Here is a 25,003-nt window from a genome sequence, read left to right as displayed (position 1 = left end):
CCTCCCCCCTCTCCCTCTTATGTGGCTCGCGGGGTCGTGCAGTGACCTGAGACCGGCGAGCCTCTTCTGCGTTTTTGGCTCGTGCGGCCCGTGCGTACGGTCGCCGCAGCGAACGCGAAGTCGGCGAAGCGGCCCACCGTCCGCGGCTCCAGCACCTCGAAACCCCGGGCGTGCAGGGCCCGGACGGACCGGCAGACCCTCTCCCGGCCGCGTACCGCACGCCCGCCCGGACGCCCTCGGCGTCACGGGCGGCGATCGCGAGCTCGGGCCACTGCGTGAAACCGGTCCGGAAACCGGCCGGTTCGCCGGCGTAGTTCTCGTCGCCCGGCCTCAGGACGGTGACGGCGGTGGGAAACATGAAGGAGGCTCTCCGTACGTTCCTTGTCGGACGTACGGAGAGCCTCGGAATACCTGACATGTGCCGCCAAGCATTCCCCCGCTGAAGTGCCGCTTCGATCAGGCGCCGGACACCGGTGCCTGCTCACGCTCCTCCGCCGTGGCAGCGGCCCTGGCGGCAGGCTGCGGGAAGAACTTCTGGCGGACCAGCGCGACGGCGAGGACGACGGCCGCGACGGCGATCGACAGCAGTGCGACCTGGCGGTTCGCGTCGTCGTAGACCATGTAGCCGAGCACGAAGACGATCATTGCCGCGGTCGCCCAGGTGAGATACGGGAAGAGCCACATCTTCACGGTCAGCTTCTCCGGCGCCTCGCGCAGCAGGATCCCGCGCATCCGCAGCTGGGTGAAGCAGATCACCAGCCAGACGAACAGCGCCACCGCACCCGAGGAGTTCAGCAGGAACAGGAAGACCGTGTCCTTGAACGCGTAGTTGAAGTACACGGCGACGAAGCCGAAGACCACGGAGGCCAGGATGGCCGCGGTCGGGACGCCCTTGGCGTTGGCCTTGGCGAACGCCTTGGGGGCGTCACCGCGCTCACCCAGCGAGAAGGCCATGCGGGAGGCGGTGTAGAGGCCCGAGTTCAGGCAGGACAGAACGGCGGTCAGGATGATGACGTTCATGATCTGACCCGCGTGCGCGATGCCGATCGAGTCCAGAGCCGCGACGTACGAGCCCTTGTCCGTGATCGACTTGTCGTTCCACGGCAGCAGCGTCAGGACCACGAAGATCGAGCCGAGGTAGAAGAAGCCCACACGCCAGATCACGCTGTTGGTGGCCTTGGTGACCGCGCGCCTCGGGTTCTCGGACTCGCCCGCGGCCAGCGTGACGATCTCGCTGCCCATGAAGGAGAAGACGACCAGCAGCACACCGGCGAGAATCGCGCCCGCGCCGTTGGGCATGAAGCCGCCCGCGTCGGTGAGATGGGAGAAGCCGGCGCCAGGGTTGTCGGAGCCGGGCAGCACGCCGAACACGGCGAGCAGGCCGATGACCACGAACGCGCCGATGGCGACGACCTTGATGCCCGCGAACCAGAACTCGAACTCGCCGTACGACGAGACCGACACCAGGTTGGTGGCCGTCAGCACGACCATGACGATCAGCGCCCAGCCCCACTGCGGCACGGCCGGTATCCAGCCCTCCAGGATCTCGGCGCCGGCGGTCGCCTCGACGGCCAGTACGACCACCCAGAAGAACCAGTACAGCCAGCCGATGGAGAAGCCGGCCCAGCGGCCGAGCGCACGGTCGGCGTAGGCGGAGAAGGAACCGGAGTTCGGGCTGGCGGCGGCCATTTCGCCCAGCATGCGCATCACGAAAACGACCAGCATGCCGACGAGGGCGTACGACACGAGGATCGCGGGGCCCGCGGCAGCGATGCCGGAGCTGGATCCGACGAAGAGGCCGGCGCCGATGACACCGCCGATGGCGATCATGGAAAGGTGGCGGTTCTTGAGACCGGCCTTGAGACCTTCGGGGGAATTCGGCTGTCCGGGGATCTCGGACGGGCCGCCTTCCTTTGTGAGGGTCGTCTGCGACGTCATGGACGAATCCTTATGTCTCGGTGTCGCTCGGGTTACGAACCTGGGCATTCAAACCCAGTACCTTCCGGTACGGAAGAGCCGACTCCGTTTCGTTGTACTCATCACTCCGAAACGCTGGGAGCCGGGCCCGGGCCCGGATGCGCCTGCCCCGCATGCCACACTCGAACCATGCGCGTGTACCTCGGCTCGGACCATGCCGGCTTCGAACTCAAGAACCACCTCGTCGAGTGGCTCAAGGCCCACGGCCACGAGCCCGTGGACTGCGGTCCCCACATCTACGACGCACAGGACGACTACCCGCCCTTCTGCCTGCGCGCCGCCGAGCGGACGGTCGCGGACGAGGGCAGCCTCGGCATTGTGATCGGCGGCTCCGGCAACGGCGAGCAGATCGCAGCCAACAAGGTCAAGGGGGTGCGGGCGGCGCTGGCGTGGAGCGAGCAGACCGCCGCGCTCGGCCGTGAGCACAACAACGCCAACGTCATTGCGATCGGCGGCCGGATGCACACCGTGGAGGAGTCGACGAAGTTCGTCGAGATCTTCCTGAACACCCCGTACTCGGGTGAGGAGCGTCACACCCGCCGTATCGAGATGCTCTCCGCGTACGAGGCCACCGGCGAACTCCCCCCGATCCCGGCCCACCACCCGCAGCAGGGCTGACCCCACGTCCCTCGTGCCGCCGGGTCTCCCCGGCGGCACAGCCATGCCGTCCAGGAGCCGCCGCCCATGCCCGAGGGGCACACGATCCACCGCCTCGCCGAGGACTACCTGCACCGGTTCGCGGGCCGGAGTACGCGCGTCAGCAGCCCGCAGGGCAAGTTCGCGGACAGCGCCGCCCTCCTCGACGGCCGGGTCCTGGACGCCGCCGACGCCCACGGCAAGCACCTGTTCCTCGGCTTCGAGGACACCGGGTGGGTCCACATCCACCTCGGACTCTTCGGCAAGCTGGGCTTCGGCAGGACGCCCGCCCCGCCGCCGGCCGACACGGTCCGGCTGCGGGTCCTGAACGAGGACCACTACGCCGACCTGCGCGGTCCGACCACCTGCACGCTCATCACCGAGCCCGAGAAGCAGGCGATACACGACCGCCTCGGCCCCGACCCGCTGCGCCCCACCGACGGCCCGGACCGGGCCTGGGCGCGGATCTCGCGCTCACGCACGACGATCGCCGCGCTGCTCATGGACCAGAAGATCATCGCGGGCGTGGGCAACGTCTACCGTGCCGAGGTCCTCTTCCGCCACGGCATCGACCCGTACCGGGCGGGCCGGGACCTCACCCCCCGGCAGTGGGACGCGATCTGGCACGACCTGGTCGACCTGATGCGCGAGGGCGTACGCAACAACCGCATCGACACCGTCCGTCCGGAGCACACGCCCGAGGCGATGGGCCGCGCGCCGCGCGTCGACGACCACGGCGGCGAGGTCTACGTCTACCGGCGGGCGAACATGCCGTGCCACATCTGTGCATCCGAGATCCGCACGGCCCCCATGGCGGCGCGCAACCTCTTCTGGTGCCCCGGCTGCCAGATCCCGTCCTGACCGGGGCGCCCCGCCTCGGCGCGGCGCCGGCTCAGAACCCGTGCGGCAGCCACGGCGCGACGTCGGACCCGAACGCCACCGACGCCTCCGCGAGCGCCCCCTTGCGCAGCTCCCGTACCCGGCCCGCCCCCGCCAGCGACGACAGCGACACGCCCCCGAGGTATGCCGCGCCCAGCTCCCGTACGGACACTGCGAGCTCCGCCGCGTCCCGGGTCCGCTCGCACGACGCGCCTTTCGCGTCCCCCGTCAGACGCCAACGTCCCTCGTTCCAGGGGCAGAACGCGTCCTCGACATCGAGCACCACATCGACCGGCGCCGTGTAGCGGCGTGCTTCGAGCGCGGCCCCCACGTCGACGAGACGTACATGCAGCGCGTCCCGTACGCGCACGCCGCAGCGCCGGATGTCCGTGACCAGGTGGAGCAGCGGGTCGTCGACCGGACGGTTGTGGGACCGGACCGTCGACGTCAGGTCGATCTCGCACAGGAACCGCCACAGCACCGCGTACGCCGCCGGGTCGAGCGCGTCGACGTGCCGGACCGAGATCGAGCCGTCGGCTCCGGCCGCCGCCCATGCCGGCTTGTTGTGGAAGCGGGCGTAACCCACGACCCGGCCGTCCCGTTCGGCGAGCACGCACTGCATCGGCGACGCGCCATCGCGCTCGCTCGACGGATCGAGCAGCGGCAGCCGCTCCCAGCCCTTGCCGCGCGCGAGCATCCCGGGCCGCGAGCCGATGGTGCGCCGGTACACCTGCTCGCACGCCTCTGCGCCCTCGGCGACCGGCACGAACCGCAGCCGTACGTCCTCGGCGCCGGGCGGCACGGCGACTCCCACCCGCGACGAGTCGATTTCCAGGGACATCTGATGGGTGGCGATCCCGTAGCCGAAGCGGCCGTAGATCACCGGCTCCGAGGCGGTCAGCACCGCGAGCGGTTCACCCCATGAGCGGACGTCGTCCAGCTGACGCCGCATCATCGACGTCAGGATTCCGCGCCGCCGGTGGGTCGCCGCGACGCTCACCATGGTCACGCCCGCCGCGGGTACGAACGTGCCGCCCGGCGCGGACACGGAGAACGTGAACGCCCCGGCGGTGCCGACGCACTCGGCACCGTCCCAGACGCCGATGGAGCGGTCGGTCTCCGTCAGCTCTTCCCAGAGCTTGCGTTCCGCACGGGCCTCGGCGACGCCGCCGAACGCGAGCTCGAGCCTGCCGTACCAGTGGTCCCACTCGGACTGCCGCAGCACCCGCAGTTCTGTCGTCATATGCCATCCCTACCAGGCGCGCGCGGCCCGTCGCGACCCGATTTCGAACACAATGTCATGGGGTCCCCCTGCACGCCGGGTCGGCGGGTGGATAGGGTCCACGGCAATGGCCCGCGGCTCTGCAGCAGACTCGTTCACGGCCCGGTTGCGCAAGGCGATGCACCGGGCGCGCATCGCGCTGCGCAAGTCCGCGGTCGACTACTTCCGCGGCGACGGCTCCGACCGGCTCGCTCTGGCAGGTCTGTTGGTCACCGTCCCGGCGATCACCTGGGGCACCGTCGTCGCGCCCGTGTGGTGTTCACCGGTCGCACTGGTCCTGCCGATCGTCGCGGGCGGGCTGCTGCTTCGGCCCGCGAGCCTGCTCGGTCTCTACGCGGCGGCCGCGGCGGCCCTGATCGTCGAGTCCATAGTGCTCGGCCCGTACACCGAGGGCCCGGCCAGGGTCACCCCCGGAACGGTGCTCGTGGTCGCGGCGTGCGGCCTGTTCGGGCTGCTGATCGCCCAGTTCCGGGCCCGGGTCGGCGTGCCGTGGCGGCGCGGCGGCACGATGCTCTTCGACCTGCGGGAACGCATCAGGGTGCAGAGCGCCCTGCCGCGGCTGCCGCACGGCTGGCACCAGGAGATGGCGCTGCGCCCGGCCGGGGGCCAGTCGTTCTCCGGCGACTTCGTGGTCGCCGCCCGCACGAGCGGCGGCCGCACCCTGGAGGTCGTCCTCACCGACGTGTCCGGCAAGGGCATGGACGCGGCCTCGCGTGCTCTGCTGCTCTCCGGCGCCTTCGGCGGGCTGCTGGGTTCGCTGCCGCCGCACGCCTTCCTGCCGGCGGCCAACGGCTATCTGCTGCGGCAGGACTGGGACGAGGGGTTCGCGACGTCGATCCATCTAGTCCTCGACCTCGACTCCGGGGACTACGAGCTCCTGTCCGCCGGCCATCTGCCCGCGCTCCAGCTCCACGCGGGCAGCGGCCGCTGGGAGGAGAAGGCCGCGGAGGGCCCGCTCCTCGGTGTCTACGACGGGGCGCAGTTCGACCCGGTGAAGGGTTCCCTGCGCCCCGGCGACGTGCTGATGCTGTTCACCGACGGCTTGGTGGAGGCGTCGGGCCGGGACATCAGCGAGGGCATCGACCGCCTCACCGGTGAAGCCGACCGCTACGTGTCCTCCGGTTTCGAGGGCGCGGCCTGGCACCTGATCGAGGCGGTCGCCAAGGACGTCAACGACGACCGGGCCCTGCTGCTGCTGTGCCGTCAGGCGTGAGGGATACGAGACCTTCCGCGTCGGGGCCCCCGCCCCCGCGGCCTCCCGGCAGGATGCGGGCGAGCCAGTGCGACCGCCCGGCCGCGAGCGGGGCGAGCACCGCGAGGATCAGCACGTATCCGGCGATGAACGGCGAGAGCCGGTCGTCCAGGCCGGCGCCCGCCGCCATCGTCGCGAGAATGAGGGCGAACTCGCCGCGGGCCAGCAGCGTGGTGGAGATGTTCGCCGTCTGCCCGGCGTCGAACCGGTAGATCCGTGCGGCGGCCAGTCCCGCCACCACGTTCATCAGCAGCGTCAGTGCGACGGCCGCGAGGACGGGCCATACGACGGTCGGCAGGTCCCCCGGGTCGATCGACAGGCCGAAGGCGAAGAAGAAGATCGCGCCGAAGGCGTCCCGCAGCGGATGCACCAGCTTGCGGATGCGCTCGCCCGAGGTGGTGCTGCCGAGCATCAGGCCGACCATGAACGCGCCGATGGCGTCCGCGACCCCGAACCATTCGGAAACCCCCGCCACGAACACCGCGGCGCCGAGGAAGGAGATGACAAGCAGCTCGTCGTCGCGGGTGGAGATCAGCCGTCCGACGAGCCGGGTGCCGAAACGCGCGGCGAGTGCGAGCAGCAGCAGGAAGGCGAAGGCCTTCGCGCCGTCCATGACGGCGGCGGCGAGGTTCTGTGCACCGGACAGGATGGGCTGCAGTGCGGCCAGGTAGAGGGCGAGGAAGACGTCCTCCACGACGATGATGCCGAGGATCGGCCGGGTCTCGTCGTTGCCCAGCCGGCCGAGATCGACGAGGACCTTGGTCACGATCGCGGACGAGGAGATGCCGAGCACTCCGGCGAGCACGAGCGCCTCGGAGGTGCCCCAGCCGAGGGCGAAGCCGAAGCCGAGCCCCGCGCCCACGTTCAGCGCGAGATACGCCCCTCCGGCGAGCGCCATCTTGCGGCCGCCGGCCTTGAGGTCGTCGAGATGGAACTCCAACCCCAGGTAGAAGAGCAGCAGCACGAGTCCGAGAGCGGAGAGCATCTCGAGGTCGTGCGGGTCGGAGACGAGAACGACCCCTGGGGTGTGCGGGCCGAGAAGGATCCCGGCCAGGATGAACAAGGGGATGGTCGGCAGTCCGATACGGCCGCCGAGGCGGGCGAGCACGGCGGCGGCGAGAAAGGCGCCGCCCATGGCGATGAGGGTGTCTGCGTGGCCGATGAGCTCAGGTCCCTTCGCATCTGTGCGCCTGGGGCGCAACAAGTCAAGAGAAGGTCAAAAAAACGTCAGTAGTTAGTTTACCAAACGATTATTTGCTCGGCGTTCGGCACCGCTCGAGGCGGTTCCGTTGCGCGTAGAGTCGTGCCATGTCGCAGCAGATGCTGACCCTGGCCGAGATCGAGGCGATCGCCCGCGAGGCCCACTCCGGCCAGAAGGACAAGGCGGGGCGCCCCTACGCCGAACACATCACCGCCGTGGCAGAGGGGGTGCGCTCGCGGGGCGGGAGCGACGACCAGATCGCCGCGGGCTGGCTCCACGACACCGTCGAGGACGACGTGTTGAGCCGCGAATGGCTGGAAGGAGCCGCGCTGCCGCCGGCCGTGAAAGACATGGTCCTCGCCCTCACCAGAGGTGAGGACGAGGACTTGGAGGTCTACACGCAGCGCATTCTGGCCACTCCCGGCGCGCTGCTCGTCAAGCAGGCTGACTTGGCCCACAACGCCGACCCCGCGCGCCTGGCCGTGCTGGACGAGGCGACACGGGACAAGCTGGCCGCCAAGTACGCGAAGATGCGCCGGCTGCTCGGCCTGACGCAGGAGGAGAGCTGACCGGCGGGCCCCGCTGGGGCCCGCCACGGCCGCCCGGTTCCACGAAGTCGTTCAGTGCATGAAGCCTCGCGGCCGCGAAGTCACCGACGCGGGCCCAGCTCCGAGGCGTCCCGGCGGAAGGCCCACCTCATCTCCGGCTCCGTCACGCACCTCAGCGCCCTGCGCACCGGCGGCGTGCACAGCAGCGTCACCGCGCCCGCCGCGCCCACCGTCACCACGATCAGACCGAGCGGGCTGCCCAGCCACGGGTAGCTCTCGAACAGGCCCCAGTAGTCACCGGCCTTGACCAGGAAACCGTGCAGCAGGTAGCCGCAGATGGTCCCGGTGCCCAGCACCGTGAACCAGCTCCTGCGGCGCGGCACCCAGGCGAGGAACGCCACGGTCAGCAGTACCGCGCACCCGAAGAAGGCGAAGGTCATCACAGCCCCCGACCACCACGGCACACCGAGCTCCTGCACGCTGCTCGAGCGGTAGAACCAGCCCAGCTTCATCCGCGGCGCCGCCCAGTACCCGACGAGCAGGGCGGCCGCGACCACCGCCAGCGACAGCAGCCGCACCTCGCGCCGCCGTACGAGCTGGAAGTGCTCCGGCTTCAGGCACAGGCCGAGCACGAAGAACGGCAGGAACTGCAGCACACGCTGAAGGTTCAGGTCCGCCCCGATGTCCGGCGTCAATGTGGCCAGAACCGCCAGCACCAGAGAGATGGTCAGCGGCCACCGCACCGTCCGCCACAGCGGGGTCGTCAGCCGCCAGATGAACAGCGCCGCCAGGAACCACGTCAGATAGAAGGGGTCGAGCAGGCTGATCGGATGCTCCGGATCGTCGTTCGCGTATCGGGCGAACAACGAGTAGGCCACCTCGAAGACCACGTACGGCAGGGCGATGCCGGTCAGCAGTCGTCTGAGCTGATGCGGTTTGCCCTGGTAACTCCGTGAGAAGTAGCCGGAGATGAGGATGAAGGCCGGCATGTGGAAGGTGTAGATCACCATGTAGAGGGCACGCGTGGCCCGGCTGCCGTCCATCACCGGCTCCCAGGCGTGCGCCATGGCCACCAGCACGATGGCCAGATACTTCGCATTGTCGAAGTAGGCGTCGCGTCCGGTGGCCTTGGGGGCCGGCTGCGGGGCGGACTTCAAGCCACTCGTGGCGGGGGCGAGAGCGGTCGCCGCCGACGTCGTAGGGGTGGGCTTCGGCTCCTCGGCCTCAGGCCGCCGGGCCGTCTCGTATCCATGCGCAGCGTGGAACATTCAAGGCACCCTAGCCGGGCCTATTCGATTTCGTAAAACACGTCGGGCACCTGGGCTATTCGAATCTGACACCGCCACCAACCGACCCATATGCCCTAGTTAATCCGCCTTAAACAGGGCATACCGCCCCGTTCGGAGGAGGTCGTGAATTACCTCACGTCACCTCTTCGAATTTCTCGTGACCAAAGTGTGGGGACAGTGAAACGATCAAGTTGAATTGACGCTGGCATTTCACTCCGCCGGACCACCCGCCGCGCCGGCTCCGAGTGCGCCGCGCGCCGCGGTTGGCGTGATCTTGTCCAGGACGATTCGTCACCCGGCAACAGGGGCAGGGGGGTTGGTGGCACGATGGTGCAGGCGGGAGTGTGCTGGGCCGTGCGCTCCCGGGCCGGCAAGGCGGACCGACCGAGGGTGTGATCAGTTGTGGCCATTTCACTGTCAGTGGTGCTTCTGTTGGCGATCGTCCTCGTGGTGCTGATCCGCGGCGGCTCCATCAAAGCCGGACCCGCCATCGTGGCGGTGCTCTTCGGTTTCTTCCTCGCCTCGACGGGCATGGCGCCGTCGATCAACAGATTCATGAACTCGATAGCGGAGACGATCAACCAGATCAGCTTCTGACGCCGTGCCCGGCGTGGCCGCCCGCTGAACGACCCTGAACGACTTCGGGCCCGGTCCGGTGAGTGATCACCGAGCCGGGCCCGAAGCATGCACAGAGCGGGCGACGGGAATCGAACCCGCGTAGCTAGTTTGGAAGACTAGGGCTCTACCATTGAGCTACGCCCGCAAGCTCGCACCGCAGGTCACGAGGGCCGCGGCACGAGAAGCATCGTAGCGGGTCCGGGGCGCTCGACGCACACCCCATTCCGTACGCCCCGTAAAGGGGCAGGCTCACGCCCCGCGGGCATGTACCCTACGGTTCGCACCGACGGGGTGTGGCGCAGCTTGGTAGCGCGTCCGCTTTGGGAGCGGAAGGTCGTCGGTTCGAATCCGGCCACCCCGACCAGCAAGATCGCGTTGTGAGGCTCCTCCCGCTTGCCGTTACTATGCAAGCTGCGTGCCCGTGTGTCTGATGTGCCGGGCCCCATCCGCCGGACTGCTGAATCACAGCGCCGGCGAACCCAAAGAAGTCAGCCACCAAGGAGACCGAACCGTGAAGAGCGCCGTGGAGACCCTGAACCCGACCCGGGTTCGGCTCACTGTCGAGGTGCCCTTCGAGGAGCTCAAGGACAGCCTCGACGCGGCGTACAAGAAGATCAACCAGCAGGTCACGGTGAAGGGCTTCCGTAAGGGCAAGATCCCGGCCCGAGTGATCGACCAGCGGTTCGGCCGTGGTGCGGTGCTGGAGGAGGCGGTCAACGACGCGCTTCCCAAGCTCTACACCGAGGCGGTCAACGAGGCCGAGCTGAACCCGCTCGGCCAGCCCGAGGTGGACATCACCGAGCTGAAGGACGGTGAGACGCTGGCCTTCACCGCCGAGGTCGACATCCGCCCCGAGATCGAGATCCCGGACTACTCCGGCATCGAGGTCACCGTCGACGCCGTCGAGGTCACCGACGAGGACGTCGAGAAGTCGGTGGAGCAGCTCCGTGAGCGCTTCGCCTCCACCAACCCGGTCGAGCGCGCCGCCGCCGAGGGCGACGTCGTGACGATCGACCTCGAGGCCAAGGTCGACGGCGAGGTCCTGCCCGACGGTGTCGCGAACGGCGTGTCGTACACCATCGGTTCCGGCGAGCTCCTCGAGGGCATCGACGAGGCCGTCACCGGCCTGGAGGCCGGCGGCGAGGCCACCTTCACCTCGCAGCTGAAGGGTGGCTCCGCCGAGGGCAAGGACGCGGAGGTCACCGTCAAGGTCACCGCCGTCGCCGCCAAGGAGCTCCCCGAGCTCGACGACGACTTCGCGCAGATGGCCAGCGAGTTCGACACCCTCGAGGAGCTGAAGGCGGACAGCCGCAAGCGCCTCGAGAACATGAAGCAGTACGACCAGGCCACCCAGGCCCAGGAGCGCGTCCTCGACGAGCTGCTGAAGCTGGCGGAGGTCCCGATCCCCGAGAAGCTCCTCGAGGACGAGGTCAAGACCCGCAAGCACAACCTTGAGCACCACCAGCTCGGCCAGATGGGCCTCGACCTGGGCAAGTACCTGGAGATCCAGGGCAAGACCGAGGAAGAGTTCGACGCCGAGACCAAGGAGCAGGCGGTCAAGGGCATCAAGACCCAGTTCATCCTGGACGAGCTCGTCAACAAGGAGAAGCTGAACGTCAACCAGGAGGAGCTCACCGAGCACCTCATGCGGCGTGCCCAGTCCTCCGGCATGAGCCCCGACCAGTTCGCCCAGGCCGTCGTCGAGGGCGGCCAGGTGCCGATGCTCGTCGGCGAGGTCGCCCGCGGCAAGGCGCTGGCCGTGGTCGTCGAGGCCGCCAAGGTCGTCGACACCAACGGCGAGGTCGTCGACCTCGAGGACGACGAGGAAGAGGTCGAGGCCGCCGCCTCCGCCGTCGAGGCCGCCGTCGAAGGTGAGACCGAGGAGAAGAACGAGGCCTGAGCCTCGAGCTGACCCTGTACGGGCTCCGGACGCCACTACGCGACCGGAGCCCGTACGCGTACTACCGGCGCCCGCAGAGGCCGTTTCAGGGCCCGCCCACGCGCGCAGCGGCGGACGCCGGCCCCGCACCCCGACCTTGCGCTCCCAGCGAACAGTTCGGGAAGCGGGATGGCTCTGTCCGACCTGCGCGTTAGGGTCCATGAGTACGAGGGCAGGGGAGTCCCCGCCCCCGGTTACAAGACGCTGAGACGGTCGAAGCCGTCAGAGACGAGCAGGTGGATACGTGACGAATCTGATGCCTTATGCCGCCGGCGAGCCGTCCTTCGGTGGTGGCCTCGGCGACCAGGTCTACAGCCGGCTGCTCGGCGAGCGCATCATCTTCCTGGGCCAGCAGGTCGACGACGACATCGCCAACAAGATCACCGCGCAGATGCTGCTCCTTGCCGCCGACCCGGACAAGGACATCTACCTCTACATCAACAGCCCCGGTGGCTCGGTGACGGCCGGCATGGCGGTCTACGACACCATGCAGTACATCCCGAACGACGTCGTGACCATCGGTATGGGCATGGCGGCGTCCATGGGCCAGTTCCTGCTGACCGGCGGCGCCCCGGGCAAGCGCTTCGCGCTCCCCAACACCGACATCCTGATGCACCAGGGTTCGGCAGGCCTCGGCGGCACCGCCTCGGACATCAAGATCCAGGCCGAGTATCTGCTCCGTACGAAGAAGCGCATGGCGGAGATCACCGCCCGGCACTCCGGTCAGACCGTCGAGGCGATCATCCGCGACGGTGACCGCGACCGCTGGTTCACCTCCGAGGAGGCCAAGGAGTACGGCCTCATCGACGAGATCATCTCCGCCGCATCGGGCGTCCCGGGCGGCGGCGGCACCGGCGCCTGAGCCGTACCGCACCGAGCCCCAGCCCGCCGAACGCCACCAGGATGGTGAACACCCACATGAGCAACTTCTCCGCGAGCGGCCTCTACACCGGCCCCCAGCCGGACAGCCGCTACGTCGTCCCCCGCTTCGTCGAGCGCACCTCCCAGGGTGTGCGCGAGTACGACCCGTACGCGAAGCTCTTCGAGGAGCGCGTGATCTTCCTCGGCGTGCAGATCGACGACGCCTCCGCAAACGACGTGATGGCGCAGCTGCTGTGCCTGGAGTCGATGGACCCGGACCGGGACATCTCGATCTACATCAACAGCCCCGGTGGCTCCTTCACCGCGCTGACCGCCATCTACGACACGATGCAGTTCGTGAAGCCGGACATCCAGACGGTCTGCATGGGCCAGGCGGCCTCCGCCGCGGCCGTGCTGCTGGCCGCGGGAACGCCCGGCAAGCGGATGGCCCTGCCGCACGCCCGCGTCCTGATCCACCAGCCGTCCTCGCAGACCGGCCGGGAGCAGCTCTCCGACCTGGAGATCGCGGCCAACGAGATCCTGCGCATGCGTGAGCAGCTGGAGGAGATGCTGGCCAAGCACTCCACCACGCCGCTCGAGAAGATCCGCGACGACATCGAGCGCGACAAGATCCTCACCGCCGACGGCGCGCTCGCGTACGGCCTCGTCGACCAGATCGTCTCCACCCGCAAGAGCACGGCCGCAACGGCCGCCTGACCGATCCCGGCGGCCCTTGGCGCGGTACACGTCAATGTGAACCGCGCCAAGGGGGGCCCGAACGGGGGGCTCGGCAAGGTACCGTCGAATATGAGGCACCAGGAGCCGGCTGAACCAAGCCGCTCCCAGGCGAAGGGGAAGCACCTCGTGGCACGCATCGGTGATGGCGGCGACCTGCTCAAGTGCTCGTTCTGTGGAAAGAGCCAGAAGCAGGTGAAGAAGCTCATCGCAGGCCCCGGGGTGTACATCTGCGACGAGTGCATCGACCTCTGCAACGAGATCATCGAGGAGGAACTCGCAGAGACATCCGAGGTGCGGTGGGAGGAACTCCCCAAGCCTCGCGAGATCTACGAGTTCCTGGAGGGCTACGTGGTCGGCCAGGAGCCGGCCAAGAAGGCGCTCTCGGTCGCGGTGTACAACCACTACAAGCGCGTCCAGGCCGGCGAGAACGGCGGCGCGCAGGGCCGGGACGACGCGATCGAGCTCGCCAAGTCCAACATCCTGCTGCTCGGCCCCACCGGGTCCGGCAAGACGCTGCTCGCCCAGACCCTGGCCCGCATGCTGAACGTCCCGTTCGCCATCGCCGACGCGACGGCGCTCACGGAGGCGGGTTACGTCGGCGAGGACGTCGAGAACATCCTGCTCAAGCTGATCCAGGCGGCCGACTACGACGTCAAGAAGGCCGAGACCGGAATCATCTACATCGACGAGATCGACAAGGTCGCCCGTAAGAGCGAAAACCCGTCGATCACCCGCGATGTCTCCGGCGAGGGCGTCCAGCAGGCTCTCCTCAAGATCCTCGAGGGCACCACCGCTTCGGTCCCGCCGCAGGGCGGCCGCAAGCACCCGCACCAGGAGTTCATCCAGATCGACACGACGAACGTGCTCTTCATCGTGGGCGGCGCGTTCGCCGGCCTCGAGAAGATCATCGAGTCGCGCGCGGGTGCCAAGGGCATCGGCTTCGGAGCCACGATCCGCTCCAAGCGCGAGATCGAGGCGAGCGACCAGTTCCAGGAGGTCATGCCGGAGGACCTGGTCAAGTTCGGCATGATCCCCGAGTTCATCGGCCGCCTCCCCGTCATCACCTCGGTCCACAACCTGGACCGCGAGGCGCTCCTCAAGATCCTCGTCGAGCCGCGCAACGCGCTGGTGAAGCAGTACCAGCGCCTGTTCGAACTCGACGGCGTCGAGCTGGACTTCGACCTCCCGGCCCTCGAGGCCATCGCCGACCAGGCCATCCTCCGCGGCACGGGCGCGCGCGGCCTGCGCGCGATCATGGAGGAGGTCCTGATGTCGGTGATGTACGAGGTCCCGTCCCGCAAGGACGTGGCCCGCGTGGTCATCACGGAGGACGTGGTCCACAACAACGTCAACCCGACGCTGGTCCCGAGGATCGTCAAGGACGACAACGGCCGCCACGAGAAGTCGGCGTAGCCGCACCCGAACGTGGAAGGGGCGCTCGGTCAACCGAGTTGACCGGGCGCCCCTTCCACGTTCGGGTGGTGTTATGCGACAACTACCCCCAATGGCGGTTCTTCCCCTCGCGAGTAGAGCAAGTCTGCAGGAGGGTGCTGCCCTCGAATACGCCGACCTGTACAAAGGCAAGTCGTATCCCCCCGGAATCGGACGCGCGGGTACCCCAACTCTCTGACGTTCCCTTGCCGGCGTAGAGGCGGTGCCAGGGCCAGGCATGGTTCCTGCCGTCGCTCTTGCGAGTGATCAACCTGACAGCGACATGATGTCCGTCTGCCTTTTTGTCATAAACGGAAAGGGTCATCGGCTCCAAGAGGGTTCTACTGACGAAGTTCCACTGGCCTCCCCCGTCAGCTCCGCCGAAGATGGATCCACCATTGATAGTGGTGCAGCCTTCGTTGTAGTCAATGGCGGCACTGGCCGGTGACGCTGTGAGCGGCACGATGAGGCTGGCTACGGCGGCCGTAACGAGTGATGCATACCGTTTGCGCACGGCTCCCCCTTGAACGGCTGGGTCTAGGAAGGCCGAAGCTATCGAAAACTTGAGCTACGGGCCGTGTGTGGGGTTTGGTGGAAGCGATCTCAAGCCTGGCCGTCCTTGTCTTGATCGCTCAGCCAACGGTGCCCGGGGATTCGGTTGTTGCCCTGCTTTGGTAGCGCAGTGTGATGGTTCATCACTGTCGGCGGCAGTGTCCTCAGTTGGGCGCGCGGCGTTGATCTGCCGAGGGGCCGGGCCCGGTGGGTGTCGTCACGCGCTCTCACTTGGCGTAGCGCCAGCTGGAGGGGTGATCACCCCTGCCGGCGCTGTGAGTCTCGTAGCGTCATGAGCATGGCGTGATCAAGCCAACGGATGTCGGCTTTCGCTTCGAACGCTCGTCCGAAAATCGATGCTTGTCCGTGCTGGTAGCTGTCGACTTGGCGTACTGGGGTGCCCCATCTTCGAGCTGCCCGCCTAAAGGGGCCAGTGCCCGGCAGCTCATGCGCCCCGGTCGGCACGCACAAACTGCAAGCGACGATGGAGGAGGCCCTGATGCTGGGTATGCAATGCCTCATCCGCAAGGGCGTGCCTCCGGTCGTTGTGCAGACGACCAAGGGGCGCCCGGTCGCTGACCGGCGCCCCTTCGCTGCGCGGTCGGCGTTATGCCTTGACGCGGATCGCGTTGCGGGTGTCGACGGTGATCTTGATCGCCGTCTCCTTGTCGACCCCCTTGGTGGCATCACCGGGCGACACCATCGCGAGGGTGCTGTGGTCGGCCCACACGCAGAACCAGTCGGTCTTGTTCTTCTGCGTGAGCGCGTCCTTGCCGCTGGCAGCCTGGCACTTCATGAGGCCGTTGAAGCCGGCCGGGGTCGCCTCCTCCGGCGTGCCGACCATCTTGGGCCCTTCGCCGCTGCTGGACGACGAGTCCTTGTTGATCTGGGCAAAGAAAGCGTCCAGTGCCTTCTGCGGGTCCGCGACCTTGCCGTAAGCGCCGACGAAGGTGATGCCCTTGGCGGTCTTCAGGTCCGGGACCGAACTCGGGTCGCTCGGGTCGTACTTGCTGATGTCGGCGGTGGTGTACTGGCCCATCAGCGACTTGCCGTCCTGGACGCCGCTTTTCTCCATGTCCTTGACTGCGGAGTCGCCGCCGAGCTCTTGGCCGTCCTTCGACACCCGCTTGTAGTCGGTGAGAAGCGTCGCGGGTGTCGTCAGCTTGTGCGGGCCGTCGTCCTCCAGGCCGCCGCCACCGCCGAGCAGGAAGTAACCGCCGCCGCCCAGCACGGCGAGTGCCACGACCACGGCGCCGATGATGAGGCCGGTCTTCTTGCCGCTGCCGCCCTGGGCCGGCGGCGGGGGCGGGTAGCCGCCGGGCTGCTGGCCGTAAGGACCGGGCTGCTGGGGCTGGCTGTACTGGCCGGGCTGCTGCTGCGGGTATCCGTACGGCTGCTGCGGCGGGACGCCCTGCGGGGCCTGCTGCGGGTACCCGTAGCCGGGCTGCGGGGCCTGCGGCTGCTGGCCGTAAGGGCTCGGCTGGCCCTGCGGCTGCCCGTAGGGCCCCGGCTGTCCGTACGGTCCGGGCTGCTGCGGCTGCTGCCCGCCGTACGGGCCCGGCTGGTTGTAGCTCATTACGGGATTTCCCCTCGTGATGTTTATGTGTTCCGAACATCCTGGCCCAAGCCCCGGCCACCCGGGGCGGCGGGGGGCACACCGTTACGTAGGAATCGCGTTTCAGGACGACCCTGTGACACCCCTAAACTGGTCCCGTGACCGAGAACACTCAGCAGCCCACAGCGCCCACTTCCGAACTGCCGACCCAGTACGCGCCGGCCGAGGTAGAGGGGCCGTTGTACGAGCGCTGGGTAGAGCGCGGGTACTTCGAGGCGGACGCGAAGAGCGAGAAGTCTCCGTTCACGGTTGTCATCCCGCCTCCGAACGTCACCGGAAGTCTCCACCTGGGCCATGCCTTCGAGCACACGCTGATCGACGCCCTCACCCGCCGCAAGCGGATGCAGGGTTACGAGACGCTGTGGCAGCCGGGCATGGACCACGCCGGCATCGCCACGCAGAACGTCGTCGAGCGCGAGCTCGGCAAGGAGGGCAAGTCCCGCCACGACCTGGGCCGTGAGGCGTTCATCGAGCGCGTCTGGCAGTGGAAGGGCGAGTCCGGTGGCCAGATCTCCGGCCAGATGCGCCGCCTCGGCGACGGCGTCGCGTGGTCGCGCGAGCGCTTCACCATGGACGAGGGGCTGTCCCAGGCCGTCCAGACCATCTTCAAGAAGCTCTACGACGACGAGCTGATCTACCGTGCCGAGCGCATCATCAACTGGTGCCCGCGTTGTCTGACGGCGATCTCGGACATCGAGGTCGAGTACCAGGACGACGACGGCGAGCTCGTCTCCATGAAGTACGGCGAGGGCGAGGACACCATCGTCGTCGCCACGACTCGCGCCGAGACGATGCTCGGTGACACCGCGGTCGCCGTCCACCCCGACGACGAGCGCTACGCGCATCTGATCGGCAAGCAGATCAAGCTGCCGCTGACCGACCGCACGATCCCCGTCGTCGCCGACACGCATGTCGACCCCGAGTTCGGCACGGGTGCGGTCAAGGTGACGCCGGCTCACGACCCGAACGACTTCGAGATCGGGCAGCGTCACAACCTGCCTTCCCTCGCGGTCATGGACGAGCGCGCGGTCATCACCGCCCACGGCCCCTTCCAGGGCCTGGACCGTCTGGAGGCGCGCAGCGCCATCGTCGGCGCGCTGCGCGCGGAGGGCCGGATCGTGGCCGAGAAGCGGCCCTACGTCCACTCCGTCGGGCACTGCTCGCGCTGCAAGACGACCATCGAGCCGCGGCTGTCCATGCAGTGGTGGGTCAAGGTCGGTCCGCTGGCGAAGGCCGCCGGTGACGCGGTCCGCGACGGCCGGGTCAAGATCCACCCGCAGGAGATGGAGAAGCGCTACTTCGACTGGGTCGACAACCTCCACGACTGGTGCATCTCCCGCCAGTTGTGGTGGGGCCACCGCATCCCGGTCTGGTACGGCCCGAACGGCGAGATCGTCTGCGTCGGCCCCGACGAGGAGCCGCCGACCGGGGAAGGCTGGACCCAGGAGACCGACGTCCTGGACACCTGGTTCTCCTCCGGCCTGTGGCCGTTCTCCACGCTCGGCTGGCCCGAGCAGACCGAAAGCCTCGCGAAGTTCTATCCGAACTCCGTCCTGGTCACCGGCTACGACATCCTCTTCTTCTGGGTCGCCCGGATGATGATGTTCGGCCTGTACGCGATGGACGGCACGCCGCCGTTCCACACCATCGTCCTGCACGGCATGGTCCGCGACCAGTTCGGCAAGAAGATGTCGAAGTCCTTCGGCAACGCGGTCAACCCGCTGGACTGGATGGACAAGTACGGCTCCGACGCCCTGCGCTTCACGCTCGCGCGCGGCGCCAACCCGGGCGTCGACGTCCCGATCGGCGAGGACTGGGTCCAGGGTTCCCGCAACTTCGCCAACAAGATCTGGAACGCCACCCGCTTCGCGCTGATGAACGGCGCTACGGTGGAAGGCCCGCTGCCCGCACCGGAGGAGATGTCCTCCGCGGACCGGTGGATCCTGTCGCGGCTGAACAAGACGGTCGCCGAGGTGGACGCCTTCTACGAGGACTACCAGTTCGCGAAGCTCTCCGAGGCCCTTTTCCACTTCGCCTGGGACGAGGTCTTCGACTGGTACGTCGAGCTGTCGAAGACGACGTTCTTCGCGGGCGGCGAGCAGGCCAAGGTGTCCGGCCGGGTCCTCGGTGAGGTCCTGGACGTCACGCTGCGGCTGCTGCACCCGGTCGTCCCGTTCGTCACGGACACCCTGTGGACGACGCTGACCGGTGGGGAGTCGCTCGTCGTCGCCGACTGGCCGGGCACTGTGCGTGTTCCTGGCGCTGACGCGCCGGGCGGCTTCCGTGACGACGCCGCGGAGCGGGAGATCGAGCTCGTCCAGCGGGTCGTCACCGAAGTCCGCCGGTTCCGTTCCGACCAGGGGCTCCAGCCCGGACAGAAGGTCCCGGCCAAGCTCACCCTCGACGGCACCGCGCTCGCGCCGCACGAGCCCGCGATCCGGCAACTGCTGCGGCTGCAGCCGGAGGGCGAGGGCTTCCACGCGACGGCGTCCCTCCCGGTCGCCGGGGCGACGGTCGCCCTCGACCTGTCGGGCACCATCGACGTCGAGGCCGAGCGCAAGCGTCTGACGAAGGACCTGGGGGGCCGGGCCCGGCCCCCCAGGACGCACCAACCTGTTTGCGCAGGCCGGGTTCCCCGCGCCGGGGGCGTCAACGCCGGGGATGCCCGGGGCATCGCCCAGTGGGCCGGGCCGGTACTGCCCGCTTCGGGCCGTAGGCCATCCAGGGGGCGTGGTGAGCGAGGTCGCGGCTGCTGCGTGGCGGTACCGCCGAGGCGGCTTAGGGTCCTCGTCGTGGCAGAGATCCCGGATGAACTGATCGAGCTGGAACGTTCCGCCGAGGAAGAGCGGGCGAAGCTCGCCGGCCTGGACGACGGGGAGCGCGAGGCGCAGGAAGAGCGCTGGCGCGACGCGGCCGACAGGTTCGAGGCTGCGGTGACGAAGCACGCCGAGGCGACCGGGCAGAGCCGGGACGAGGTGAGGGCGGCGGCGAGGAAGGCCGTCAGGAACGCGGAGGAGGACCCGGCGGAGTAGGGCGGCTTCCCCTCCCCCGCTCCCCCGTTCTCCGGTGCAGGCGCGGCCGGCGAGGGCCTCGGGGGCGGGCCGGACACCGCCTTTCGCGGCCCGTGCGGCATCGACTCCCGTTGTGGCCAACGGTGCCGCCGCCGCAGGTGGCACACCTGTCCGCGTGGGGCCGTGGGGTCAGGGCAGGGTCCAGAACTGTCGCGTGATCAGGTAGAAGACGACCACCCAGAAGACGGTCACGGCGGCGACGGTGCCGAGCCCCTTGAGGTTGGTCTTGGTCCGCGGTTCCTCCGGTGGGGGCCACAGCCACCGCTTGAGCAGTCGGTTCACGTAATGGGGCATCGTGAAGAAGCTCATGATGAAGCTCGACAGCAAGTTGCCCACGAGCAGCCCGAGCAAGAGCGGCCACCTCAGGGGCGCCAGGGCGAGCGTGAGGAGCACCACGGTCGGGTAGAGGCCGACCCAGACCGCGATGGCGGTCTTGGTCTCCGAGGGTGGCGGCGCTTCCCTGCCGTTCTCCTCGAAGGCGAACCAGCTGCCGAACGAGTTGTCGATCGTGCGCAGCTTGAAGTCGTCGAACTTCTCGCCTTCGGCCAGAACCTCCCGCCGCTTCGCCGACGTCAGCCAGGCGTCGAGGTGCTCGGCGTTGTCGTAGCGGTACAGGGTGGTCCATTCGTCCTGCAGGCCCTCGATCGGCCGGAAGATCTCGGTGCCGCGGAAGCCTTCGAACTTGCTCTCCTCCTGGCTCATGCGCTGCTGCCAGTCGAGGAAGGCGTCGACCTGGTGCGGGGCGACGCGGTGGGTCACCACCACGGTGACGAGCGGGTCCGTCGGCTGCGTGCCGCCACTGATCACCTGCTGGGTCGCGGGACCGTCGAAAAACTTCTCACCGGTGTCCAGCAGCCTCTGCCGGGTCGCGCTGTTGATCCACGCCTGCAGATGGGCCACCGAGTCGAAGCGGTAGACGATGACCCAGTCGGGTTGCAGATCCGTCGCCGGGGAGACCTCGGCGCCGAGGTACCCGGCGTACCCGGCGGCGGCGGCGTTGACGCCCTCCTGCCATTCCTCGTACTCCCGCTCCATGCCGGGCTTGACCTTGCGGCCGATGATGACCGTCGCGGCGGCGTCCGCGCGTTGCGCGGCGGCGGTGGGGTTCTCGGTGGTCATCGGGCCGGGCCCGTCCGTGCGGACCGGCTCTCGTTGAGCCGGCTGTAGATCCGCTCCGGGGTCAGGGGCAACTCGCGGTAGCGCACGCCGGTGGCGTCGCGGAGCGCGTTCGCGAGCGCGGGAGCCACCGGGTTGATGCAGCATTCCGCCATCCCTTTCGACCGCATGGGCCCGACGGAGTCCGACGAGTCCACGAGGAGCAGTTCGGTGCGGGGGACGTCGGCGAAGGTGGGGATCCGGTAGTTACGGAGGTTCGGGTTGGCCATGGCACCGTCCGCGTCGACCTGGTAGTTCTCGGTCAGCGCGAAGCCGATGCCCTGGGCCACGCCGCCGTCCACCTGCCCCCGGACCTGCTCGGGGTTGATCACCACACCGGCGTCGGTCGCCTGGACGCTGTACAGGACGCGGATCTCCCCCGTGACCGAGTGGACGGCGATGCGGAACCCCTGCGTGTTGGAGGTGACGCTACGGGGCGAGCCGTACGCCTTGCGGGCAGCGGTGAAGCGGATGCCGCGGACCCGGGCCAGCGCGACGAGCTCGGCCAGCGGGACGCGTGTGTCCCCGCAGACGACGTCCTCGTCGTCCATCGAGCACATCACCACATGGACACCCGTGTGCGCGGCGGCGAACTCCAGGATGCGGTCGCGCACCGCGTTGGCCGCCCGGAGCACCGCGTTGCCCGACACGAAGAGTCCGGCGCTCGCGAAGGCGCCGGTGTCGAATCCCGTGCGGTCGGTGTCGGACTGCACGAGGCGGATCCGCGACGGAGTCGTCCCCAGCCGGCTCGCCGCGATCTGCACGTGCGCCGTCGAGGTGCCCTCGCCGAACTCGACCGTTCCGACGGCCAGTTCGTAGACAAGATCATCGCCCAGTGTCACCCAGGCCGTGGAGATGTGCTCGGTCGGGGGCGCTGTCTCGTGCAGGGAACTCGCCACGCCGCTCCCCACCCGCCACCCCGGTCCGGGAGCGGGCTGGTCCGCCGTCCGGGCCAGGGCCCCTCCCACGAGGTCGATGCACCGGGCGAGCCCGTCCTCGTTGAACATGACGTCGTCGGGGCCCTCGTGCATCGCGACGAGCGGATCGCCGGGACGCACGATGTTGCGGCGGCGCAGTTCGAGCGGGTCCATGTGCAGGGCCAGGGCCAGCTCGTCCATCGCCGACTCCACGGCGAAGGCCGGCTGGGTCATGCCGTAACCGCGCAGCGCGCCGCTCGGCACGGTGTTGGTGTAGACGGAATAGGCGTCGTACGTCTTGTTGGGACAGCGGTAGATCATGACGGCGGCGCCGCCCGCGTACAGCGTCTCGCCGCCGTGGTTGCCGTAGGCGCCCGTGTTGGACACGTTGCGCACCTGGAAGGCCGTGAGCGTGCCGTCCGCCTTCGCGCCGAGCCTGACCGTCAGCTTCATCGGGTGCCGCGGCGAGGCCGTGGTGAACTCCTCCTCGCGCGTGTACTCGAAACAGACGGGCCGTCCGGTGTCCAGGGTGGCCAGCGCGACCAGATCCTCGGCAATGACCTCCTGCTTGCCGCCGAAGCCGCCGCCCACGCGCTTGCAGAACACGCGGAGCTGGTCGGGGCGCAGGGCGAACAGGTACTCCAGTTTGACCTTCGCGATCGACGGCGACTGCGAACTGGTACGGACGTTGAGCCGGCCGTCCTCCATCCAGGCGATCGAGCCGTGCGTCTCCAGATGCGCGTGCTGGACGCGGGGTGAGACGTACGTGCCCTCGTGGATGACGTCGGCCGCGGCGAATCCGGCGTCGATGTCGCCGATGTGCGAGTGGATCTCCAGCAGGAGGTTGCGGACGCTGTCACGGACGAACGGGTCCTCGGAGCGGTGCAGTTGCGGTGCCCCGCCGGCCATGGCCTCCTCGGGGTCGAAGACCGCCGGCAGCACCTCGTACTCCACCCCAGCTTCCGGCAGCCCTCCTCGGCGGCCCCGACCGTGTCGGCGAGAACGACGGCGACGCGCTGACCGACGAAACGGACCGTGTCGTCGAGGATGTAGGTGTCGTCCGGATCGACGAGGTGGTCGGTGTGGATCGCCGTGGTGAAGCGCCTGCGCGGCACGTCCTCCCAGGTGTAGACGCGACGCACGCCGGGGACCGCGAGTGCGGCGGTCTTGTCGACCGTGACGATCCGGGCGTGCGCGTGGGGCGAGTGCAGCACTTTGAGGTGCAGCATGCCGTTCATGCGGGTGTCCATCGTGAACTCGGCCCGGCCGGTCACCACGTCCTCGGCGGCCGGTGCGCCGACGCTCGTTCCGACGGCCTTGCCCGGCGCCGCCGTCTGCGCGTGAGCGACGCCCCTGACGGCATCCTCGATCGACCGGTAGCCGGTGCAGCGGCAGAGATTGCCCTTCAACGCCCGGGGCAGGTCGGCCTTCTGCTCCTCGGTGAACGTCGCCGACGTCATGATCATCCCGGCGGTGCAGAAGCCGCACTGGAATCCGGGGGCGTCCCGGAACCGGCGCTGCACCGGATGCAGGTCGCCTGGTGATCCGAGCCCCTCGACCGTGGTCACCTCCCGTCCTTCCGCGCGGAAGGCCGGGGTGATGCAGCTGTGGACCGGGACGCCGTCCAGCCACACCGTGCACGCACCACAGTCGCCCGCGTCGCAGCCCTTCTTGACGCCGAAGTGGCCGAGCCCGCGCAGGAAGGTGCGCAGGCACTGGCCGGGGTCCGGCTCCTCGCCGAAGCTTCTGCCGTTCACGAGGTAGGTCATGCCGGGTCCCCCGCGATGAGTTCGCGACGAATCTCTTCGGCGAAGTGCTGTGTCAGGTGGCGACGGTGGTCGGGGGTTCCGTTGGGGTCGGCGAACCAGACGTCGGCGGGGACGGCGTCGATGCTCTGCCGCAGCGTGTGGGCATCGGGCATGGTCTCGAAGGCGAAACGCACCGGCCGCGTGGTACCGGCGGTGACGGTCAGCAGCAGATCGCTCGTTCCGGGTGTGTGCGTGCCGATGAGGAACACCGTCGAGCGGCCGAGGTGGGTGAGGGTGAAGCGGCGGTGCGCGTGGCGTCTGCGCAGCGCGTGCGCCGGGATGTCGATACGGCGCAGCACCTCCCCGGGAGCGAGGATGTTGCGGTTGTTCCCGGTCACGAAGTCGAGGGCGTCGACGGTGCGCACGGAGCCGTCGGGGGCCCACAGTTCGTAGCGTGCCTCGAGCGCGACTGTCAGCGTGATCATCGGACCGGCGGGGAGGGACATGCAGATGTTCCCGCCCACGGTCGCCGCGTTCCAGACCTTGAACGAGGAGAGGAACGCCTCGCAGGACGTCGCGAGGAGTGCGCCGGCGGTCCAGTCGTCGGGCGGCACGAAGGCATGGAGGTCGCGGATCGTGCACGTGGCACCGATCTCGAGGCCGACGTCGCCGGGGACGAGGGGATCCCACGGCAACGCCGTGAGGTCGACCAGGCGGCGCAGGTCCGGCTGTTCCACGGAGAACAGCCACGTGCCGCCCGCGAGCCAGGCGTCGCCCTCGCGCCAGTCCGCGCCCGGCCGGGCGGACGGCCGCCGGACGACTTCGGTGATGGTGTTGAGATCCATGGGGATACACCTGCCCCTGCACGCGGGGAGCTGCGCCAACCTCGCGCGGCGGGATCGGCTACCGGCAGCCGCGGTCATCGAGTGGGAGACGGGGCCGGTGGACAATATGGATTCCCTGACCAGCCTACCCAGAACGGACCGCCCCCGCGCGGCCGAACCGGCCCCGCGCCCCCGGCCTGGCGCGGCTTCCGCCCCCTCCGCGCCGGCATCGGTGCGGACGTACGTCGCTGTCCTGTCGCTCTCGGTACCGGGCCGCCGCGGAGGGGACGACGGGCAGCGGCTTCAGCTGGCTCCGGTTCAGCACTTCCCTTCGCGGGCGCCGCGGCTGCGGCCGCCGCGGTGGGCGGGATCGTCCTCGAGCTGCGCCACCGTCGGGGGCAGCGTCGCGCGGCCCCGTGTGCGACACGCTTCTCGATGAGCCGCCCTTCGGTGAGCGGGCGGGATCCGTC

General features: G+C 68.8%; 16 protein-coding genes, 2 tRNA genes and 2 pseudogenes. 11 read left to right on the top strand and 9 right to left on the bottom strand.

The genetic code is table 11. The annotated features are described in order from the left end of the window. Positions 1–456 precede the first annotated feature (456 nt). Positions 457–1,938 (bottom strand): amino acid permease, encoded by a 1,482-nt coding sequence (locus ABZ070_RS11905; RefSeq protein WP_356632569.1) that lies wholly within the window; start codon positions 1,936–1,938, stop codon positions 457–459. 168 nt (positions 1,939–2,106) lie between these two features. Here ABZ070_RS11905 and ABZ070_RS11900 point away from each other — a divergent pair, with 168 nt between their 5' ends. Then, complete coding sequence (locus ABZ070_RS11900) at positions 2,107–2,595, top strand: ribose-5-phosphate isomerase (RefSeq protein ID WP_356632567.1); 489 nt, start codon at positions 2,107–2,109, stop codon at positions 2,593–2,595. Positions 2,596–2,661: 66 nt separating this feature from the next. Next, a complete protein-coding gene (locus ABZ070_RS11895; protein ID WP_356632565.1) occupies positions 2,662–3,474 on the top strand; it encodes a DNA-formamidopyrimidine glycosylase family protein in 813 nt (270 codons plus the stop codon). 31 nt (positions 3,475–3,505) lie between these two features. Here ABZ070_RS11895 and ABZ070_RS11890 read toward each other — a convergent pair whose 3' ends face one another. Further along, complete coding sequence (locus ABZ070_RS11890; RefSeq protein ID WP_356632563.1) at positions 3,506–4,735, bottom strand: GNAT family N-acetyltransferase; 1,230 nt, start codon at positions 4,733–4,735, stop codon at positions 3,506–3,508. A gap of 106 nt (positions 4,736–4,841) precedes the next feature. Between ABZ070_RS11890 and ABZ070_RS11885 the strand changes: the two genes are divergently transcribed. Then, entirely contained in the window at positions 4,842–5,987 is a 1,146-nt protein-coding gene (locus ABZ070_RS11885; protein ID WP_356632561.1) for a PP2C family protein-serine/threonine phosphatase, read from the top strand. On the opposite strand, the gene ABZ070_RS11880 is transcribed toward ABZ070_RS11885, so the two are convergent. After that, entirely contained in the window at positions 5,944–7,161 is a 1,218-nt protein-coding gene (locus ABZ070_RS11880) for a cation:proton antiporter (protein WP_356632559.1), read from the bottom strand. The two genes, ABZ070_RS11885 and ABZ070_RS11880, sit on opposite strands and share 44 nt — an antisense overlap. 173 nt (positions 7,162–7,334) lie before the next feature. On the opposite strand from ABZ070_RS11880, the gene ABZ070_RS11875 reads away from it, so the two are divergent. Further along, positions 7,335–7,796: an HD domain-containing protein gene (locus ABZ070_RS11875; RefSeq protein ID WP_356632557.1), complete on the top strand. Its 462-nt coding sequence runs from the start codon at positions 7,335–7,337 to the stop codon at positions 7,794–7,796. An 80-nt stretch (positions 7,797–7,876) separates the two neighbouring features. On the opposite strand, the gene ABZ070_RS11870 is transcribed toward ABZ070_RS11875, so the two are convergent. Beyond that, positions 7,877–9,043 (bottom strand): acyltransferase family protein, encoded by a 1,167-nt coding sequence (locus ABZ070_RS11870; RefSeq protein ID WP_356632555.1) that lies wholly within the window; start codon positions 9,041–9,043, stop codon positions 7,877–7,879. A 423-nt stretch (positions 9,044–9,466) separates the two neighbouring features. On the opposite strand from ABZ070_RS11870, the gene ABZ070_RS11865 reads away from it, so the two are divergent. Further along, positions 9,467–9,661 (top strand): hypothetical protein, encoded by a 195-nt coding sequence (locus ABZ070_RS11865; protein ID WP_005317603.1) that lies wholly within the window; start codon positions 9,467–9,469, stop codon positions 9,659–9,661. 95 nt (positions 9,662–9,756) lie between these two features. Here the strand turns inward: ABZ070_RS11865 and ABZ070_RS11860 are convergent. Continuing rightward, positions 9,757–9,827, bottom strand: a tRNA-Gly gene (locus ABZ070_RS11860). Between the two features lie 142 nt (positions 9,828–9,969). On the opposite strand from ABZ070_RS11860, the gene ABZ070_RS11855 reads away from it, so the two are divergent. From ABZ070_RS11855 to clpX, 5 genes are all read left to right on the top strand, one after another. After that, positions 9,970–10,046 (top strand) — tRNA-Pro (locus tag ABZ070_RS11855). Between the two features lie 147 nt (positions 10,047–10,193). Beyond that, positions 10,194–11,582, top strand: a complete 1,389-nt coding sequence (tig, locus tag ABZ070_RS11850) for a trigger factor (RefSeq protein ID WP_356632553.1) — start codon at positions 10,194–10,196, stop codon at positions 11,580–11,582. 295 nt (positions 11,583–11,877) lie between these two features. Continuing rightward, a complete protein-coding gene (locus ABZ070_RS11845) occupies positions 11,878–12,483 on the top strand; it encodes an ATP-dependent Clp protease proteolytic subunit (RefSeq protein ID WP_356632573.1) in 606 nt (201 codons plus the stop codon). A 41-nt stretch (positions 12,484–12,524) separates the two neighbouring features. After that, positions 12,525–13,199, top strand: a complete 675-nt coding sequence (locus ABZ070_RS11840; RefSeq protein WP_356632551.1) for an ATP-dependent Clp protease proteolytic subunit — start codon at positions 12,525–12,527, stop codon at positions 13,197–13,199. A gap of 147 nt (positions 13,200–13,346) precedes the next feature. Next, complete coding sequence (gene clpX, locus ABZ070_RS11835) at positions 13,347–14,633, top strand: ATP-dependent Clp protease ATP-binding subunit ClpX (protein WP_356632549.1); 1,287 nt, start codon at positions 13,347–13,349, stop codon at positions 14,631–14,633. A 1,177-nt stretch (positions 14,634–15,810) separates the two neighbouring features. On the opposite strand, the gene ABZ070_RS11830 is transcribed toward clpX, so the two are convergent. Then, positions 15,811–16,779 carry a hypothetical protein gene (locus ABZ070_RS11830; protein ID WP_356632547.1) on the bottom strand — a complete coding sequence of 323 codons (969 nt, stop codon included), beginning with the start codon at positions 16,777–16,779 and terminating at the stop codon, positions 15,811–15,813. Between the two features lie 137 nt (positions 16,780–16,916). On the opposite strand from ABZ070_RS11830, the pseudogene ABZ070_RS11825 reads away from it, so the two are divergent. Beyond that, positions 16,917–19,397 (top strand): annotated as a pseudogene (locus tag ABZ070_RS11825) (valine--tRNA ligase); the annotation flags it as partial. Between the two features lie 621 nt (positions 19,398–20,018). On the opposite strand, the gene ABZ070_RS11820 reads toward ABZ070_RS11825, so the two are convergent. The 3 genes and pseudogenes from ABZ070_RS11820 to ABZ070_RS11810 all read right to left on the bottom strand — a co-directional run bounded on the left by ABZ070_RS11820 (position 20,019) and on the right by ABZ070_RS11810 (position 24,554). Continuing rightward, positions 20,019–21,008, bottom strand: a complete 990-nt coding sequence (locus tag ABZ070_RS11820) for an antibiotic biosynthesis monooxygenase (protein ID WP_356632545.1) — start codon at positions 21,006–21,008, stop codon at positions 20,019–20,021. Continuing rightward, positions 21,005–23,730 (bottom strand): annotated as a pseudogene (locus tag ABZ070_RS11815) (molybdopterin cofactor-binding domain-containing protein). The gene ABZ070_RS11820 and the pseudogene ABZ070_RS11815 overlap by 4 nt, the downstream one beginning before the upstream one ends. Beyond that, the gene (locus ABZ070_RS11810) at positions 23,727–24,554 is read right to left on the bottom strand and encodes an FAD binding domain-containing protein (protein WP_356632543.1); all 828 of its coding nucleotides are present in this window, start codon (positions 24,552–24,554) and stop codon (positions 23,727–23,729) included. The pseudogene ABZ070_RS11815 and the gene ABZ070_RS11810 overlap by 4 nt, the downstream one beginning before the upstream one ends. Positions 24,555–25,003: the final 449 nt, after the last annotated feature.

The organism is Streptomyces sp. NPDC006283 (genome assembly GCF_040613325.1).
Taxonomy (GTDB): Bacteria; Actinomycetota; Actinomycetes; order Streptomycetales; family Streptomycetaceae; genus Streptomyces.
The sequence above is the reverse complement of the archived record's forward strand: the minus strand, read 5'-3'. Positions and strand labels throughout refer to the sequence as shown.

Coding starts and splice junctions, on each gene's coding strand:
- ABZ070_RS11900 (WP_356632567.1), top strand. CDS start 2,107: ATGCGCGTGTACCTCGGCTCGGACCATGCCGGCTTCGAACTCAAGAAC.
- ABZ070_RS11830 (WP_356632547.1), bottom strand. CDS start 16,779: ATGAGCTACAACCAGCCGGGCCCGTACGGCGGGCAGCAGCCGCAGCAG.
- ABZ070_RS11895 (WP_356632565.1), top strand. CDS start 2,662: ATGCCCGAGGGGCACACGATCCACCGCCTCGCCGAGGACTACCTGCAC.
- ABZ070_RS11885 (WP_356632561.1), top strand. CDS start 4,842: ATGGCCCGCGGCTCTGCAGCAGACTCGTTCACGGCCCGGTTGCGCAAG.
- ABZ070_RS11845 (WP_356632573.1), top strand. CDS start 11,878: ATGCCTTATGCCGCCGGCGAGCCGTCCTTCGGTGGTGGCCTCGGCGAC.
- ABZ070_RS11905 (WP_356632569.1), bottom strand. CDS start 1,938: ATGACGTCGCAGACGACCCTCACAAAGGAAGGCGGCCCGTCCGAGATC.
- ABZ070_RS11890 (WP_356632563.1), bottom strand. CDS start 4,735: ATGACGACAGAACTGCGGGTGCTGCGGCAGTCCGAGTGGGACCACTGG.
- ABZ070_RS11840 (WP_356632551.1), top strand. CDS start 12,525: ATGGTGAACACCCACATGAGCAACTTCTCCGCGAGCGGCCTCTACACC.
- ABZ070_RS11875 (WP_356632557.1), top strand. CDS start 7,335: ATGTCGCAGCAGATGCTGACCCTGGCCGAGATCGAGGCGATCGCCCGC.
- ABZ070_RS11880 (WP_356632559.1), bottom strand. CDS start 7,161: ATGGGCGGCGCCTTTCTCGCCGCCGCCGTGCTCGCCCGCCTCGGCGGC.
- ABZ070_RS11870 (WP_356632555.1), bottom strand. CDS start 9,043: ATGTTCCACGCTGCGCATGGATACGAGACGGCCCGGCGGCCTGAGGCC.
- ABZ070_RS11820 (WP_356632545.1), bottom strand. CDS start 21,008: ATGACCACCGAGAACCCCACCGCCGCCGCGCAACGCGCGGACGCCGCC.
- ABZ070_RS11810 (WP_356632543.1), bottom strand. CDS start 24,554: ATGGATCTCAACACCATCACCGAAGTCGTCCGGCGGCCGTCCGCCCGG.